Origin of the sequence: Aeromonas allosaccharophila, from assembly GCF_016026615.1 — a bacterium.
Taxonomy (GTDB): Bacteria; Pseudomonadota; Gammaproteobacteria; order Enterobacterales; family Aeromonadaceae; genus Aeromonas; species Aeromonas allosaccharophila.
This window is the reverse complement of the sequence record NZ_CP065745.1, coordinates 119499-135515: the sequence shown is the minus strand read 5'-3', so window position 1 is coordinate 135515 and position 16017 is coordinate 119499. Positions and strand designations below refer to the sequence as shown.

The 16017-nt window shown below is 61.4% G+C and carries 16 protein-coding genes and 1 pseudogene; 15 read left to right on the top strand and 2 right to left on the bottom strand.

Going from position 1 to position 16017, the window contains the following annotated elements; genetic code table 11:
* Window positions 1-44 precede the first annotated feature (44 nt).
* From I6G90_RS00595 to I6G90_RS00525, 15 genes and pseudogenes are all read left to right on the top strand, one after another.
* Window positions 45-1613 carry an ExeA family protein gene (locus I6G90_RS00595; RefSeq protein WP_197929234.1) on the top strand — a complete coding sequence of 523 codons (1569 nt, stop codon included), beginning with the start codon at window positions 45-47 and terminating at the stop codon, window positions 1611-1613.
* Entirely contained in the window at window positions 1613-2305 is a 693-nt protein-coding gene (exeB, locus tag I6G90_RS00590) for a GspB family T2SS assembly factor variant ExeB (protein WP_197929232.1), read from the top strand. Before I6G90_RS00595 ends, exeB begins: the two co-directional genes overlap by 1 nt.
* Window positions 2306-2559: 254 nt before the next feature.
* Window positions 2560-3402: a GspC family type II secretion system variant ExeC gene (gene exeC, locus I6G90_RS00585; protein WP_269668392.1), complete on the top strand. Its 843-nt coding sequence runs from the start codon at window positions 2560-2562 to the stop codon at window positions 3400-3402.
* A gap of 21 nt (window positions 3403-3423) precedes the next feature.
* On the top strand, window positions 3424-5463 hold the full coding sequence (gene exeD, locus I6G90_RS00580) for a GspD family T2SS secretin variant ExeD (RefSeq protein WP_197929228.1): 2040 nt from the start codon (window positions 3424-3426) through the stop codon (window positions 5461-5463).
* Window positions 5463-6968: a GspE family T2SS ATPase variant ExeE gene (gene exeE, locus I6G90_RS00575; protein ID WP_197929226.1), complete on the top strand. Its 1506-nt coding sequence runs from the start codon at window positions 5463-5465 to the stop codon at window positions 6966-6968. The genes exeD and exeE overlap by 1 nt, the downstream gene beginning before the upstream one ends.
* 1 nt (window position 6969) lies before the next feature.
* Window positions 6970-8190, top strand: a complete 1221-nt coding sequence (gene exeF, locus I6G90_RS00570) for a GspF family T2SS innner membrane protein variant ExeF (RefSeq protein ID WP_005338296.1) — start codon at window positions 6970-6972, stop codon at window positions 8188-8190.
* A 97-nt stretch (window positions 8191-8287) separates the two neighbouring features.
* Complete coding sequence (gene exeG, locus I6G90_RS00565) at window positions 8288-8719, top strand: GspG family T2SS major pseudopilin variant ExeG (protein ID WP_005338297.1); 432 nt, start codon at window positions 8288-8290, stop codon at window positions 8717-8719.
* Between the two features lie 38 nt (window positions 8720-8757).
* Window positions 8758-9330: a GspH family T2SS minor pseudopilin variant ExeH gene (exeH, locus tag I6G90_RS00560; protein ID WP_197929224.1), complete on the top strand. Its 573-nt coding sequence runs from the start codon at window positions 8758-8760 to the stop codon at window positions 9328-9330.
* Entirely contained in the window at window positions 9327-9686 is a 360-nt protein-coding gene (gene exeI / locus I6G90_RS00555) for a GspI family T2SS minor pseudopilin variant ExeI (protein ID WP_005338301.1), read from the top strand. The genes exeH and exeI overlap by 4 nt, the downstream gene beginning before the upstream one ends.
* A pseudogene (gene gspJ / locus I6G90_RS00550) lies at window positions 9683-10330 on the top strand (type II secretion system minor pseudopilin GspJ); the annotation flags it as partial. The gene exeI and the pseudogene gspJ, both read left to right, overlap by 4 nt.
* Window positions 10331-10436: 106 nt before the next feature.
* Entirely contained in the window at window positions 10437-11438 is a 1002-nt protein-coding gene (exeK, locus tag I6G90_RS00545; RefSeq protein ID WP_197929220.1) for a GspK family T2SS minor pseudopilin variant ExeK, read from the top strand.
* Window positions 11439-11560: 122 nt separating this feature from the next.
* Window positions 11561-12745 carry a GspL family type II secretion system protein ExeL gene (gene exeL, locus I6G90_RS00540; RefSeq protein WP_197929218.1) on the top strand — a complete coding sequence of 395 codons (1185 nt, stop codon included), beginning with the start codon at window positions 11561-11563 and terminating at the stop codon, window positions 12743-12745.
* The gene (exeM, locus tag I6G90_RS00535; protein WP_197929216.1) at window positions 12742-13233 is read left to right on the top strand and encodes a GspM family type II secretion system protein ExeM; all 492 of its coding nucleotides are present in this window, start codon (window positions 12742-12744) and stop codon (window positions 13231-13233) included. Before exeL ends, exeM begins: the two co-directional genes overlap by 4 nt.
* A 97-nt stretch (window positions 13234-13330) precedes the next feature.
* A complete protein-coding gene (exeN, locus tag I6G90_RS00530; protein WP_197929213.1) occupies window positions 13331-14098 on the top strand; it encodes a GspN family type II secretion system protein ExeN in 768 nt (255 codons plus the stop codon).
* A 300-nt stretch (window positions 14099-14398) separates the two neighbouring features.
* On the top strand, window positions 14399-15238 hold the full coding sequence (locus I6G90_RS00525; RefSeq protein ID WP_197929211.1) for a helix-turn-helix domain-containing protein: 840 nt from the start codon (window positions 14399-14401) through the stop codon (window positions 15236-15238).
* Between the two features lie 133 nt (window positions 15239-15371).
* Here the strand turns inward: I6G90_RS00525 and I6G90_RS00520 are convergent, their stop codons facing one another.
* A complete protein-coding gene (locus I6G90_RS00520) occupies window positions 15372-15692 on the bottom strand; it encodes a PTS lactose/cellobiose transporter subunit IIA (RefSeq protein WP_232254388.1) in 321 nt (106 codons plus the stop codon).
* 9 nt (window positions 15693-15701) lie between these two features.
* Window positions 15702-16004: a PTS sugar transporter subunit IIB gene (locus I6G90_RS00515; protein WP_075113450.1), complete on the bottom strand. Its 303-nt coding sequence runs from the start codon at window positions 16002-16004 to the stop codon at window positions 15702-15704.
* Window positions 16005-16017 lie beyond the last annotated feature (13 nt).

The window sequence follows — 16017 nt, the reverse complement described above, 5'->3', positions numbered from 1 at the left end:
CGGAGACATTTTTCATCTGTCGCCGGCTACAAAAGAATACCCTCATGTACACACAGTTCTTCGGCCTCTCGGAACATCCGTTTTCCATCTCGCCCAATCCCAAATACCTCTATATGAGCGAGCGCCACGGCGAAGCCCTTGCTCATCTCAACTATGGATTGCAGGATGGCGGCGGCTTTGTGCTGCTGACCGGCGAAGTGGGCACCGGCAAGACCACCGTCTCCCGCTGCCTGCTGCAACAGCTGCCCGCCGAGACCGAGATCGCCTACATCCTCAACCCTTCCCTGACCGAACGGGATCTGCTGGCCGCCATCTGCGACGAGTTTCAACTCCCCTATCCCGAAGATGCCGGGATCAAGCGGCTGTTCGACCTTATTCGCGATCACCTGCTGGCCAACCTGGCGGCAGGCAAGCGCAGCGTGGTACTGGTGGATGAGGCGCAGCACCTGCTGCCCGGCGTACTGGAGCAGCTGCGTCTGCTCACCAACCTCGAAACCGACGAGAGAAAACTGCTGCAAGTGGTGCTGATCGGTCAGCCCGAGCTGCAGCAGATGCTGCGCCAACCCCTGCTGCGTCAGCTGGCCCAACGCATTACCGCCCGCTATCACCTGCTGCCGCTCTCCCACAGCGATGTGGATGCCTACGTTCGTTTCCGGCTGCAGGTCGCAGGCTGCGTGCAACCCATCTTTACCCCTCGCGCCATCAAGACGCTCCATCGCCTGAGCGGCGGCATCCCCCGTTTCATCAACCTCATCTGCGACCGCGCTCTGATCGCCGCCTTCGCCCGTGGCAGCTACAAGGTTGTCCACGGCGATATCAGCCAGGCCGCCTTCGAGGTCAATGGCGTTCGTGACGAAGGGAGCTGGGTCTCCGGTCTGGTGGTGACGCTGGCAGGCGCCCTGCTGGTGGCTGCTGGCTGGTGGGGCTGGCAATTTTTCGGCGTGTTCCCCACCCGCCCGGTGGTCAAGGTTGAGGTGCCGGTCACCATCGACGAAACCGACGAACAGAAAGAGCAACTGACCGAGGCGATCAATCAGGCCCTCGACCCCGACAGCGCCATGCAGAATCTCTACAAGGTATGGGGCTACGAGGCCGAACCGTTCGAGGCAACCTGCGACAACGCGCCCCGCGCCGGCCTGCGCTGTCAGGAGGGAGAGGCGAGCCTCGACGAGCTGCGCGCCCTGCAGCATCCTGCCATGATCACCCTAACCGACGACACCGGCGGCCTCTACTACGCGACCCTGGTCAATCTGGGGCCGGGCAAGGCCAGCCTGATGATCGGTGACCAGAGCTGGCAGGTGGATCGTCAGTGGCTCAGCGACAACTGGGGTGGCAGCTATACCCTACTCTGGCGCATGCCAAAAGGGGGCGTCAGCCTGATCGCCAGCAATGCCGGTCAGACCCAGATCCAGTGGCTCGACAACGCCCTGAGCCGCGCGCTGCAACAACCTGAGCGTAAGGTGCGCCGTTTCGATGACGAGCTCAAACACAAGCTGCGCCAGTTCCAGCAAGATCAGGGGCTGACCCCTGATGGCATCGCTGGCAGCAACACACTGCTGCGTCTCAACGCCCTCTCCGGTGAACCCATGCCCAGACTGGAGGAGGCCTCCTGATGTCTACCCTGCTAAAAGCGCTGCACCGAGCGCAGCAACCGCAACAGAGCGCCCATATCCCGGCCATGGGCTTGCCCATGCCCCGGGAAGAGGCGCGTACCTCCCGTCGCATCGGTTGGCTGCTGGCCCCCCTTGCCCTGCTGCTGGGGGCGGGCGCCAACTATGGCTGGCACCTGATCCACCTGCGCCCCATCGAAGAGAAGGTGGAAGTAAAAGAGGTGATCACCCCGCCCTTCGTGCGGGTCGAACCCAGGGCGATGGTGACCCGTCCGCTGCCCCCGCCCCTGCCGGAGCCGGTGGTACAACCCAGAGCCGTGACCAGAAACGAAGGGACCAGTCAGGGGAATCCCCCCGCGCTGAGTCTGGCCGAGCAGCTGATGCGGGCGCTCAATGAAACGCCATTGCAGGAGACGCCGAACACCGCCAGCCAGAATGTGCAACCGGCCCAGTTGATGGCGCTGGGTGCCGCTCCGCAGTCGGTGCGCCAACAGGTGCCGCAGCTGAGCTACGGTTCTCATGTTTTCTCTTCCAACCCCGCCAAGCGGGTCGTGGTGCTCAATGGCCGCGAATACCGGGAGGGTAGCGAGATCGCCCCCGGGGTGTGGCTCACCAGCATCGAGCAGCAATCTATCGTGCTGCAGGTCGCCGGGCAGAGTGTGGCCCTCAAGGCATTGCAGGATTGGACCCCGTGAGCCATCACCGGCAAGGTAGCCCTGTCGGATGCCGCATAAACAATCACCACACAGTGCGGTTATGACCAGTGCCGCAACTGAGGGTTGCTACTTTTGTCAGCACTCATTCAGTCCAGATGTGATGAAATATGCATTTTTGCGCATTGGAGTGCCCGGAGCCGTTGTATCGCGGCAAACCGCCGTACACAATACGCAGCCGCACCAGAACCTGGAATTTGTTGATTAATATGACATTACGATTCAGGGATGAGATTTTGACCACGCTGCTGGCCCAGTTCCGGCGGCTACCCATGACCAGAGTGACTCAGGTGCTCTTTCTGGCGCTGCTGATCATGCTGGCGCAGCAGAGCGCCGCGCTCACCTGGCGTCTGCTCACCCTGGCAAGCCCGCCAACCAGCCAACCGTGGCAACCGTCCGCCGTGGCGGCCAACAGCCAAGGCAACCCGCGCCTTGAACTGGGCGAGGTGAGCCGACTGGCGCTGTTTGGCAAGGCGATCCCCAAGGCACAGGCCAAAGCCGCCGTGGCTGCCAATGCGCCGCGTACCCAGCTCAATGCCCAGCTCAACGGGGTGTTGGCCAGCTCGGATCCCGCTAAATCCATCGCCATCATCGCCATGTCCGGCATCCAGAACTCCTATGGGGTCGGTGACATGATTGACGGCACCCAGGCGCGGATCCGGCAGGTCTATCCGGATCGGGTGATCATCGAGCGGGATGGCCGCGACGAGACCCTGATGCTGGATGGCGAGGAGTATGGCAAGCCGCTGCCGCAGACCGGCAACGCCGCCCCCCTTGGCTCCCTGCGCAGCGAGCTGATGGCCGATCCGGGCAAGATCACCGATTACCTCAATATTTCACCGGTTCAGATGGATGGCCGCATGACCGGCTATCGCCTCAACCCGGGCAGCAATCCTGAGTTTTTCAACCAGAGCGGGCTGCAGGCCAATGACCTGGCCATCAGCATCAACGGGCTGGATTTACGGGACAACATGCAAGCCATGCAGGCGATGCAGCAGATGGCTGGCGCAACGGAAATGACAGTGACCGTCGAGCGACAGGGCGAACAGTTCGACATCTATGTGCGCTTGTCAGAATAATGATTTGGAGTCGTACCAATAATGACCACTAAAGGGAAAGGCTGGCGTCTGGCCACTGTCGCAGCGGCACTGATGATGGCGGGCTCTGCCTGGGCCACCGAATATTCAGCCAGTTTCAAGAACGCCGACATTGAAGAGTTCATCAATACGGTGGGCAAGAACCTCAATAAAACCATCATCATAGAGCCATCGGTGCGCGGCAAGATCAACGTGCGCAGCTACGACCTGCTCAATGAGGAGCAGTACTATCAGTTCTTCCTGAGCGTGCTCGACGTCTACGGCTTTGCCGTGGTACCGATGGACAACGGGGTGCTCAAGGTGTTGCGCTCGCGGGATGCCAAGACCTCGGCCATTCCGGTGGTGGATGGCAGCAACCCGGGCATCGGCGACGAGATGGTGACCCGGGTCGTTCCGGTGCGCAACGTCTCGGTCCGTGAACTGGCGCCGCTGCTGCGCCAGCTCAACGACAACGCCGGTGGTGGCAACGTGGTGCACTACGAGCCCTCCAACGTGCTGCTGATCACCGGCCGCGCCGCAGTGGTCAACCGTCTGGTGGAAGTGGTGAACCGGGTCGACCGCGCCGGCGATCAGGATGTGGACATCATCAAGCTGAAGTTCGCCTCGGCAGGCGAAATGGTACGGCTGGTCACCAACCTCAACAAGGATGGCAACCCGCAGGGCGGCACTGCCTCCCTGCTGCTTTCCCCCAAGGTGGTGGCCGACGAGCGCACCAATTCTGTGGTGGTGAGTGGTGAGCCGAAAGCGCGCGCCCGCATCATCCAGATGGTGCGTCAGCTCGACCGCGACCTGCAAAGCCAGGGCAATACCCGGGTCTTCTACCTCAAATATGGCAAGGCCAAAGACATGGTCGAGGTGCTCAAGGGGGTCAGCTCCAGCATCGAGGCCGACAAGAAGGGCGGCGGCGCAACCACGGGTGGTGCCAGCATCGGCGGTGGCAAGCTGGCCATCTCCGCCGACGAGACCACCAATGCGCTGGTCATCACCGCCCAGCCGGACGTGATGTCCGAACTGGAGCAGGTGGTGGCCAAGCTCGATATCCGCCGCGCTCAGGTGCTGGTAGAAGCGATCATCGTCGAAATGATGGACGGCGACGGCCTCACCCTTGGCGTCCAGTGGGGCAATGCCAACGGCGGCGGCACCCAGTTCACCAACTCCGGTCTGCCCATCGGTGGCGCCATCGCCGCCGGCAAGGATTATCAGAACGGCAAGACCGACACCGCGGCCAATCTGCTGAAAGAGTTCAACGGCATGGCCGCCGGTTTCTATCACGGCGACTGGGCCATGCTGGCCACGGCGCTGGCCTCCAACACCAAGAACGATATTCTCTCCACCCCGAGTATCGTCACCATGGACAACAAGGAGGCCTCCTTCAACGTCGGTCAGGAGGTCCCGGTCCAGAGCGGTTCGCAAAGCTCCACCACCAGCGATCAGGTGTTCAACACCATCGAGCGCAAGACGGTGGGCACCAAGCTGACCGTGACACCGCAGATCAACGAAGGGGATTCGGTGCTGCTCAATATCGAGCAGGAGGTCTCCAGCGTCGCCCAGACCCAGGCGACCGGTACCGCCAACCTCGGCCCCACCTTCGATACCCGTACCGTCAAGAACGCGGTGCTGGTCAAAAGCGGCGAAACCGTGGTGCTGGGCGGTTTGATGGACGAACAGACCAAGGAGCAGGTCTCCAAGGTGCCGCTGCTTGGCGATATTCCGGTGCTGGGCTATCTGTTCCGCTCCACCTCCAACACCACCTCCAAGCGCAATCTGATGGTCTTTATCCGGCCGACCATCTTGCGTGATGCCGATGTTTATACCGGCGTCTCCAACAGCAAATACACCCTGTTCCGCGCCGAGCAGCTCAATGCCGCCTCGCAGGAGGGGTATCTCACCTCCCCCGCCCGTCAGGTATTGCCCGCCTACGGTCAGGATGTGATGGTGTCGCCCGAGCTGCAAAAAGAGATCCAGAAGCAGATCAACGAGATGCAGAGCAGACAGCAGAACACTGTCGAGACCACCACCCCGTTTGTACAGAGTAAGCCCTGATGAGTGCCTACCATCTGGATGGAAGCGTCGGGCCTGCACCACTGCCCGAGCTCCCCTTTGTCTTTGCCCGCAACTTCGGGGTGATCCTGATTGAGCGGGACGGCGCCCCCGTGCTGCAGTGTCGCCCCGGCGTCACCCCGCAAGCCCTGCTGGAAGTGCGGCGGGTGGTGGGTTGCAGCTTTGCGGTTGAGCAGCTCGACAACGATGCTTTCGAAGAGCTGCTGATGGCCCACTACCAGCGTGACTCCTCCGAGGCACGCCAGCTGATGGAAGATCTCGGCAACGAGATGGACTTCTTCGCCCTGGCCGAAGAGCTGCCGCAAAGCGAAGATCTGCTGGACGCCGATGACGACGCCCCCATCATTCGTCTCATCAACGCCATGTTGAGCGAGGCGATCAAGGAGGAGGCCTCCGATATCCATATCGAGACCTTCGAGCGGGCACTGGTGATCCGCTTTCGCATCGATGGGGTGCTGCGGGAGATCCTGCGCCCCCATCGCAAGCTCGCCTCGCTCTTGGTCTCGCGGATCAAGGTCATGTCGCGGATGGACATTGCCGAGAAGCGGGTGCCGCAGGATGGCCGTATCTCATTGCGTATCGGCGGCCGCGCCGTCGACGTGCGGGTCTCCACCATGCCGTCCAGCTACGGCGAGCGAGTAGTATTGCGTCTGCTCGACAAGAACAACGTGCGCCTCGAGCTCAAGCAGCTCGGCATGACCAAAGCCAACCGCACCATCATCAGCGAGCTCATTCGCAAGCCCCACGGTATTATTCTGGTGACCGGCCCGACCGGTTCCGGTAAATCCACCACCCTCTATGCGGCGCTCTCCGAGATCAACTCGCGGGATCGCAACATCCTGACCGTCGAAGACCCCATCGAATATGACCTCGAAGGGGTGGGCCAGACCCAGGTCAACAGCAAGGTGGACATGACCTTCGCCCGCGGCCTGCGCGCCATCCTGCGTCAGGATCCGGATGTGGTGATGGTGGGGGAAATTCGTGACCTCGAGACCGCCCAGATCGCGGTGCAGGCCTCCCTCACCGGTCACCTGGTGATGTCGACTCTGCACACCAACACCGCCATCGGCGCCATCACCCGGATGCGGGACATGGGGATCGAACCCTTCCTGCTCTCCTCGTCGCTGCTGGCGGTGCTGGCCCAGCGGCTGGTGCGCACACTCTGCCCCGATTGCCGCGCCCCACGCCCCATTACCGAGCAGGAGCGCCTGGCCATGGGCATCGAGCTGGCCCCCGATCAGCAGGTGTGGCGCCCGGTCGGGTGCGAACTGTGCAACCACACCGGCTACCGTGGCCGGACCGGCATCCACGAGCTGGTGGTGATCGACGAAGCGGTGCGTGAAGCCATTCACAGTGCCAGCGGCGAGCTCGCCATCGAGCGGCTGATCCGCGGCCACACCCCCAGCATCCGCCGTGACGGCATCGACAAGGTCCTCAAGGGGCAGACCAGCCTCGAAGAGGTACTGCGCGTGACCCGGGAAGATTGAGATGGCGGCATTCGAATACAAGGCCCTCGACAACAAGGGGCGCAGCAAGAGCGGCGTGATGGAGGGCGACTCGGCCCGTCAGGTGCGCCAGCTGCTGCGCGAACAGGGGCTCACCCCCCTCGAGGTGAACGAGACCACCGAGAAGGCGAAACGGGAGGCGACCCGCTTCGCCCTGTTTCGTCGCGGCGCCAGCACCGCCGAGCTGGCCCTGATCACTCGCCAGCTGGCCACTCTGGTGGGCGCCGGTCTCACCATCGAAGAGGCGCTCAAGGCGGTGGCCGAGCAGTGCGAAAAGGCCCATTTGCGCAGTCTGGTGGCGACCGTGCGCAGCAAGGTGGTGGAAGGTTATTCGCTGGCCGACTCGCTGGGTGCCTTCCCCCACGTGTTCGACCAGCTGTTTCGCTCCATGGTGGCGGCCGGTGAAAAATCGGGCCATCTGGAGAAGGTGCTCAACCGCCTCGCCGACTACACCGAGCAGCGCCAGCATATGCGCACCAAGCTGCTGCAGGCGATGATCTACCCCATAGTGCTCACCTGCGTCGCCATCGGGGTTATCTCAATCCTGCTCACCGCCGTGGTGCCCAAGGTAGTGGCCCAGTTTGAACACATGGGCCAGCAGTTGCCGGGCACCACCCGTTTTCTCATCGGCACCAGCGAGTTGATGCAGGCCTATGGCCTCTGGTTCCTGCTGCTGATCTTCCTTGGCAGCTTTGTCTGGCGTTGGTGGCTCACCGATGAAAAACGCCGCAGACGCTGGCATCAGGTGCTGCTCGGCCTGCCGGTAATTGGCCGGGTCAGTCGCGGCCTCAACACTGCCCGTTTCGCCCGAACTCTAAGCATCCTCAACGCCAGTGCGGTACCGCTGCTGGAGGGGATGAAGATCTCCGGCGAAGTGCTCTCCAACGACTTTGCCAGAATGCGCATTCTCGAGGCCGCCGAACGGGTGCGCGAGGGAACCAGTCTGCGCAAGTCGCTGACCGAGACCAAAATTTTCCCGCCCATGATGCTGCACATGATCGCCTCCGGCGAGCAGAGCGGCGAGCTCGACAGCATGCTGGAGCGGGCGGCAGACAACCAGGATCGGGAGTTTGAATCCCAGGTCAACATCGCCCTCGGGGTGTTCGAACCCATGCTGGTGGTCTCCATGGCCGGGGTGGTGCTGTTTATCGTGATGTCGATCCTGCAGCCGATCCTTGAGCTCAACAATATGGTGAATATGTAAGTTTCCGGTGTTCGGTGGCGCCGCTGACGGCCCGTCGAACCCATCCAGTGATCACTCTCTGATGGGTCATCCCATCTCATTCGTTACGGAGCAACTCATGAACAAACGTCGTCAATCCGGTTTTACCCTGCTGGAAGTCATGGTGGTCATCGTGATCCTCGGCATTCTGGCCAGTCTGGTGGTGCCCAACCTGATGGGCAACAAGGAGAAGGCTGACCAGCAGAAAGCGGTCTCCGATATCGTGGCGCTGGAAAACGCCCTCGACATGTACAAGCTGGACAACAACCGCTACCCGACCACCGAACAGGGTCTGGACGCACTGGTGACCAAGCCCTCCATCGATCCGGCGCCGCGCAGCTACCGCGATGGCGGCTACATCAAACGCCTGCCGCAAGATCCCTGGGGCAACCCGTACCAGCTGCTGAGCCCGGGCCAGTTCGGCAAGATCGACATCTTCTCCATGGGTCTGGATGGTGAAGCCGGTACCGATGACGACATCGGCAACTGGAATCTGAAGGATTTCCAATAAGTGATGTGCCACCACCGCACGCCTTGTGAGCTGACTGCATGAAGCGGTCTATCTCCTTTCATCGCCAATCCGGCTTTACCCTGCTGGAAGTGTTGCTAGTTGCCATGCTGATGGGGCTGGTGGCCACCGCCGTCACCCTCAGCATGGGGGGCGCCAGAGGGGATCGGGAGCTGGACAAGCAGGCGCGCCGCCTGATGGCGACCCTGCAGCTGGCGCAGGAGTATGCGGTGATGGATGGTCGGCTGGTGGGCATTCGCATCGAGGATAACGGCTGGCAGTTTATGCAGCGCCAAGCCAAGGATCGTAAGTGGCTGGCCCTGACTGGCGACAAGCAGCTGGGGCCGGTGCAACTGGCCGAGAACATGACGCTGGCACTGGAGCTGGAAGGCTTTGGCTGGCAGCCCGACCCCGACGAGAAAACCGAGCAGAAGCGCGACGAGAAGGAGCGCACACCACAGCTGCTCATCTTCCCGGGCGGCGAGCTGAGCCCGTTCGTGCTCACCTTCACCCAGCAGGATGACGATGCCCGCTACACCCGTATCGTCAAAGGGGACGAGTTTGGCCGCCTCACCCTGCTCACCGGCGATGAAGATGAAGAGGTGAGCCAATGAATGCGCGGGGCATGACCTTGCTCGAAGTCATGGTGGCGCTGGCGGTCTTTGCCATCGCGGGTCTCGCGGTAATGAAAACCGCCAGCGAACACCTCTCGGCCCTCAACTATCTGGAGCAGAAGACCCTGGCCACCTGGGTGGTGGAGAATCAGCTGGTGCAACAGAAGCTTGAAAACAAGTGGCCCGGCGACAGCTGGGTGGAAGGGGATGAGCAGATGGCGGGCAGCACCTGGTACTGGCGCTATCGCGGCGTCGCCACCGCCGACAACAACTTCCGGGCACTCGATATGGAAGTGCGTACCGAAGCCAAGGCCGAGAACCCGGTCGCCATGATGCGGACCTATATCAGCCGATGACCCAGCTCTCCGTCCGCACGCCTCGCCCTGTCCGTCACGCAGGTTTCACCCTGCTCGAAATGCTGGTGGCGATCGCTATTTTCGCCAGCCTCAGCATGGGTGCCTATCAGGTGCTGCAGGGGGTGCTCACCAGCGACGAGGTGGCCAAGCGCAAGGAGGCCCGCCTCAACGAACTGCAGCTCGCTTTCACCCTGCTGGAGCGAGACATCACCCAGATGGTGCCGCGCAGCGGTCGCATCGAGGGGGAGAACAACAAGGTGCTGCTGGCGGCCTCCCGTTTCGGCCAGCAGAGCGATGACTGGGGCATGGCCTTTATGCGCAGCGGCTGGCTTAACCCGGACGGCATGCTGCCCCGCTCCCATCTGCAGCGGGTCGGCTGGCGCCTCAAGGATCAGAAACTGGAGCGCCTGAGCTACCTCTATCCGGATCCGGTGATCGGCACCGAACCGCGGATCCAGCCGGTGCTGACGGGGATCACGGCGTTTCGCCTCTACTTCTTCGACAAGGGCAACTGGAAGGAGGTGTGGACCCAGCGCAGCGTGCTGCCCCACGGACTGGCAGTGGAGCTGGATCTGGACGATTACGGCACCATTCGCCGTCAGTTCCTGATTGGTGCCGGTGGCCAGCGCGCCGAAGAGAACAGCCAGAGCAGCAACCCCGACCAAGGGGGCGGCAACGACAGCAATAACGGGAACAACGGCGACAACAACAACGGCGGTAATGGTGACAGCCAGAACGGCGGGGGCGCCAATGCGGGCTAATCTCGCCGCTCCCGGTCGCCAGCGCGGCATGGCGCTGCTGGTGGTGCTGCTGATCCTCTCGGTGATGGTGATCATCGCCAGCAACATGAGCGGCCGCCTGCAGCTTGAGCTGCGCCGCACCGCCAACATCACCACCGGCAAACAGGCGTGGTGGTATGCCCTCTCGGCGGAAGCACTGGTGAGCAAGGTGCTGACACAGGATTTCAAGGACAACCCCGAGGTGGTCAACCTCAGCCAGAACTGGGCCCGCAAGAACACTGTGTTTCCGGTGGACGATGGCCAGCTCAAGGGCGAGGTGACCGACCTGCAATCCTGCTTCAACCTCAACAGCCTGAGCGTGGCCTCCAAGGCGGGGAGCGGCGAGGAGCTGGAACAGCAACCCTATCCGGTGCAGGTGTTTCGCGAACTGCTCAAGCAGCTGGCGATGGATGATTACGAGGCGGCCCAGCTCACCGATGCCATCCGGGACTGGACCGACAAGGATACGGTGCTGGTCTCCAGCCTTGGTGCAGAGGACGCCTATTACGAGGGGCTCAAGCCACCCTACCTCACCGCCAACCAGTGGATGCTGGGCAAGGATGAGCTGCGGGCGGTGCGCGGGGTGACGGCCAGGGTCTATGCCAGACTGGCCCCCTACGTCTGCGCCCTGCCCAACGACAAGTTGAAGATCAATATCAATACTCTGGCGCCCGAGCGCCCCGAGCTGCTGGTCGCCCTCTATCTGGGCAAAATAGGGCTGGATGATGCCAAACGGGTATTGAACGAGCGACCACAGAAGGGGTGGAAAGAGAGCAAGCTGATGACGGACTTGCTCGCCCCGCCCGATACGGTCAAAGGACTGAAAGAGGCGCTGGTGGTGAAAAGCGACTTCTTCGAAGCCCGCATGGTGGCGGAAGTGGGCGATAACCGGGCCTGGCTCGAGACCCTGTTCCAGCGGGGCAAGGACAATAAACTGGTCATGCTGCGCCGCCTCAGTAGCGGCGCCGAATAAACAGCGCACCTGCAGGCCATCGCCTGCGAGTACGAGAAATGTTGGCTGCAGCCTGCGGGCTGCGCACCGGTTGCCAAGGCGTACAACGCCCTGCGCAAACCGGTATCGCAGGAGAGAGATGCGTGAGCGAAAGTCTGGTCATCCGACTGGGGACCAATAAACAACAACCCGTGGCCTGGCTGGTCTGGTCCGGTCAGGAGCAGGAGATCATCGCCTCCGGCACCCTGCCCTCGGCCGATGCCTTGGTCGAGCTGCAGGAGCGGGCCGGTGGCCGCCCCGTGGTCACGCTGGTGCCGGGCAGCGATCTGATCTTCCGGCGCGTCACCCTGCCGGGGCGCTACAACCGCCAGTCGGCGGCGGCCCTCCCCTACCTGCTGGAGGAGCAGATCGCCTCCGATGTGGACGAGCTCCATCTGGTGGTGCTGGCCCACGAGGGTCAGCAGGTGGATCTGATGGCGGTGGATCAGCAGAAGATGGCCGAGTGGCTCGGCTGGCTCGATGCCGCTGGCCTCAAGAGCCTGCAACTGCTGCCCGATGTGCTGGCACTGCCACAGGCCGCTGATGGCTGGTCTGCCCTGCAACTCGGCAGCGAGTGGCTGGTACGCCAAGGCCCCTGTCAGGGGATCGTCGCCGACGAACCGCTGCTGGCCATGTTGCTGGCAACCGAAGCCGAGCCGGTCACCATCCACAGCCACACTCCGGTGCCCGCCATTGCAGCCGCCAACTGGCAGGCGGCGGAGCCCGAGCTGCCCATGCTGCTGCTGGCCAAGGGGGCCCTCACCTGCCGCGCCAACCTGCTGACCGGCCCCTACCGGCCGCAGACCGAATATGCCCGCTACTGGTTGCAGTGGCGCAAGGTGGCCATCACCGCCGGCCTGTTGCTGCTGGTGGCCCTCGGCCAGCGAGGGGTGCAGCTCTATCAGCTCACCGAGCAGGACAAGGCGCTGAAAGCGGAGATCCGTGCCGTCTATACCCGCATCTTCCCGGGCGAGAGCCGCATCGTGAACGTGCGCAGCCAGATGACCCAGCATCTGCAACAGATGGGACAGGCCCCGCAAAACGGCGTACTGCTGATGCTCACCGAGCTGGCCCCCACCTTTGCCGAAGTACCCGGTCTGAAACCACAGGTGATGCGCTTTGATGCCAGTCGCCGCGAGCTGCGGCTGCAGGTGACCGCTCCCGGCTTTGCCGAGATCGAGCGGTTCCGCGAGCTGGCAGGCAAGCAATTCGAGGTGCAACAGGGCGAGGTGCGCAGCACCGAGGGCAAGGTAGAGGGCGCACTGGTGCTCAAGGGTAAATCATCATGATGGAAAAATTGCAGAACTGGTGGCACGGCATCACCGCACGGGAACAGCGGCTGGTGGTCGCGGGTGGTGCCCTGTTGCTGGTCGGTCTCTTCTACTGGAGCGTCTGGCAACCGATCAATAATCGCATTGCCGAGCGGGAGCGGCAGGTGCAGAACCAGCAGCAGACCCTCGCCTGGCTCAAGGAGAAGGGTGAAGAGGTGCTGGCCATGCAGGGTGGCTCGGGTCGCCAGATCGACACCAGCGGCACCCTGGAAGGGGTGGTCAACCGCACCGCCTTCAACCACAAGATCAAGATTGCCCGGCTGCAACCCCAGGCGCAGGAGCTGCAAGTGTGGATCGACACGGTCCAGTTCGATGACTTGCTGCTCTGGCTCTCCACTCTGGTGGAGCAGCACGGCATTCAGGTTCAAATCATCGAGATCGCCCGCGAGGATCTGGCCCCGGGTCTGGTCAAGGTCAGACGTTTGCAGTTGAGTCGTCCTCAATGAAACATCCCATGGTCACACCCCGCCGGTTGCTGCTCTCTCACCGCCATGTAGCCAGTGCGCCGGGCCGGGTTTCTCTCTTGCAGTTGAGTCGTTTCCTATGAAAAAACGCATCCTGATTGCCAGCCTGTTTCTGGCCGCCTATCTGGTCTTCCTGTTGGCCACCCTGCCTGCGGCGCTGGTGGCACGCTATCTGCCGCTGCCTGCCAACGTCACCAATCTGCTGAAACTGGAAGGGGTGAGCGGCACGCTCTGGAGCGGCCAGATCGCCCGGCTGCAATATGCCAGCGAATCGGTGAGCCAGCTGCGCTGGGATCTCAACGGCTGGTCGCTGCTGCGCTTCGCCCCCGAAGTGGCCATTCGCTTTGGCGATCGCAACGGCCTCAACGGTCAGGGCGTTGTCGGCTGGAATGGCGCCGCCTTCGGCCGGGATCTGACCCTCAACGCCCCCGCCCCCTGGTTGCTAAGCCGGGTGCCGATGCGCCTGCCGATCCCGCTCACCGTCACCGGCCAGCTGCAGCTCAAAGTGGAGCAATTTGCCCAGGGTAGCCCCTGGTGTGACAACCTCTACGGCAACCTCGACTGGTACAACGCCAGCGCCGATACCCCGGCGGGCAAGCTGGATCTGGCCGACCCCGAGCTGAAGCTCACCTGCCTCGACTCCAGACTGGTGGCCGAACTCAAGCAGGGCTCAGATGCGGTGCAGACCATGGGTCGCCTCGAGCTGCAAGCCAATGGCCAGTACCTGTTCCAGGGCACCCTGAAACCGGGCCCCGAACTGCCGCCACAGATGCAGCAAGGGCTCCCCTTCCTCGGCCAGCCCGACAGTCAGGGCCGCTTCCCCCTGCGCTATCAGGGGCGGATCTGACGCCATCCCCCACCGACCCCGGAGCCACTCCGGGGTCGGTTTTTCCCCCTTTGTGCGCTCTCCTCTCACTGCACTGACTCCCTTGGAGCAGAGCCGCTCACCTTTGCCACAAGCCCGGTCAGTACGGCAATGGGTTGCATTGGAGATGCAATGTGAGCTGATACTCGTTATTGATTGTTTATATCCTGGCTACGCTGACTTCACCATCCAGCCCATGGCCGATATGTCAGATACCGTTTATTACGATATAATCTCACCTCTTTTCGCCCGGCCCGCACGGTTAGTCCAAGAGTACGCAAGATGGAAATAAAGCTGCACCAGAACGCAACCACAACGCCCCGGACCCGCAAGTATATCCAGACGTCTACCAAGTCGGATGCAGCGCTAGCCGAAGAGCTGAACATCTCGATTGATACAGTAAGACGTTGGCGCAATCGTGAGGATTGTTATGACAAATCCCATCGACCACGAACTATCCATCGCAAGCTGCAGCCGGAGCAGGAGTGGCTGATATTGTTTCTCCGCCATCGGCTGCACCTGTCTCTTGATGAACTTCTGGAAGTCACGCGTTTACTGATCCGCGCCGATGTCTCACGGGCAGGCCTGAGTCGCTGCCTACAAAAGCATCAACAAGACCGGTTAAAAAAGCCTGATCCGGCATCGGGATTAGGGCGAATGTGGCTGGATGCTGTCTACCTCCCAGCTGGGCTGGCCGCCAATCAGTCTTTGCTGCTGATGCTCACAGAACAATTAACCGGCCATCTTTCATTTGCCCTCTGTGCGCCAGACGAGCAAGAGCAGACCCTGAATGGTTTCGTCAACTATTTGCAAGCAGAACTGCCCTACACGATCAAAAGCATTGAGGTCACCAGTCCACTCCCCGACGTTCAGGCTATTGCCAACACGCTATGCACATCGGTGACGTCAGCCTCTTTGCCAATATCAAATGAGTTGTTCGACTCGACTACATGCTCTAAATCACTGGCAGACATTCTAGCTGGTGAGCGTTTTGACAGACGCCTTAGTCTAGGAGCCGTGTTACTTGAGTACGAAGATATTCTCAACCACAGGGTATTGCGAAATCGCTTGAAGAACCTTACGCCGAGCACCTACATCCGCCAACTGCAGCCACAAGACTAGGCATGGCTGATAGACCAAACTCCTCAGCGTTGTATGTCACGGTAATAAGAAGAGGGAGGCCTGATGCCTCCCTCTTTTGACCTTCAGTGTGGCAGCAGAAATACCGTTAGCAGGCCATTGCCGCGGATGGACTTCAGCTTGTCGCCACAGGGGGTAAACGACGATGGATCGCAATCATCTCCTGAGTCAAATCCATCAGCAGGACCGCATTCATCACATGGTCCTGAGCATGTACCATCACGATCTGGACGGGCAGTTTTCCTTCCCCTGCATCGGCTTCAATCAGTTGTGTTTGCACTGCGTGAGCGGCGTGCAGCGCGCCCCGCGCCTGTTCGAGCAACTGCTCCGCTTGTTCAAACTCACCGTTACGTGAATGCCTCATGGCCTCCATCAACATGCTGCGGCAACTACCTGCACTGACAATCAGGGTCATGACCTGTTCTTCTAGCTCCATGATTGCTCCTTAGATCAGCGTCAACGCATGGTCGAGGATCTTTTCCCCATCCAGCATCCCGTAGTGCATCATATTGATAGACTCGACTTTTTTACCATATTGAGCGGCCTGTTCCTTGCAAGCGGCCAATTTATAGCTAATTTGCGGGCCCAGCAGTGCACAGTCAAACGACTGTATGGCTTCTTTGAACTCCTGCATGCCTTTGGCCTGAATGTCGATCTCAAGTTGACGGCGGGCCGCTACATCCTGCATTTTTTTCACTACCAGACTGGTAGACATGCCCATATCACATACCAATAAAATCTTTTTCATTTTTAACTCCTTC